The sequence below is a fragment of the Microbacterium testaceum genome (assembly GCF_001476655.1).
In the GTDB taxonomy this organism is placed as follows: domain Bacteria; phylum Actinomycetota; class Actinomycetes; order Actinomycetales; family Microbacteriaceae; genus Microbacterium; species Microbacterium testaceum_C.
In genome coordinates, this window is record NZ_LDRT01000289.1 from 1 (window position 1) to 811 (window position 811).

Annotated in this window: 1 pseudogene; it reads right to left on the minus strand. The window is 72.5% G+C overall.

The features are described from left to right. Positions 1–710 (minus strand): annotated as a pseudogene (locus tag NS220_RS19060) (PucR family transcriptional regulator); the annotation flags it as partial. Positions 711–811 lie beyond the last annotated feature (101 nt).

Sequence of the window (811 nt, forward strand, 5' to 3'; positions counted from 1 at the left end):
GCCTGGTCGGGCGTGCGGCGAAGTCTCTGCGTCCAGCCAGCGGCAGGTTGGTGGTCGCGGAGCTGATTGTCCAGGGGCGCGCAGCCCCCCGCCTCACCGGCCGCGGCCTCGACCTCGGCGGTGCCGGCACCGCTCACCGCGAGGCCGAGCAAGGCCGTCGCGTCGGTCAGCAGCGCCGCGGCAGAAGGACGGAGGGCGGCATCGTCGAGGGAGCCGAACCGCCCCGCGAGCTGGGCGTCGACGAGACGAGGGTGGCCGAGGTGCGACCAGTCCTCACCGTCGGTGTCGGCCAAGCGTCCCAGCGCGAGCGCTGTCGCGCCCTGCTCGAGGACGGCGACGCGACCGGCCGGGTGCGCGGGACCGCCGAGGGCGACGAGAGACCCCCAGCGGGTGCCCCGCGCTTGCACGGGGACGACCGTGCGAACATCTCCGGGGTCTCGCACGGAGAGGCGCGAGCGCTCCTGCCAGCCCGCGAGGACCGAGTGGTCGGCCTCGGCGAGCTCGGCGACGATCACCTCGTGCGCGAGGGACTCGAGGATCACGGGTGCGCGCAGGGTCCGCGCGAGACGCTCGACGACGTAGTCGGCCGGGGCGCCGCGCAGCGCGAGCTCGGTGAAGAGGGTGCGCACCTCGTCGCGGGCTCTCAGCGCCACGGTCTGTTCGTCGATGATGCGCCGGTGCACCTGTTCGGTCACGGCGACGAACTTCACCTCGCGATGCAGGGCGACCAGGACCAGCCCGGCCGCGCAGGCGGCTTCGATGACGATCTGTCTCTTCTACACATATGACGCTGACGAAGATCTTACGCATG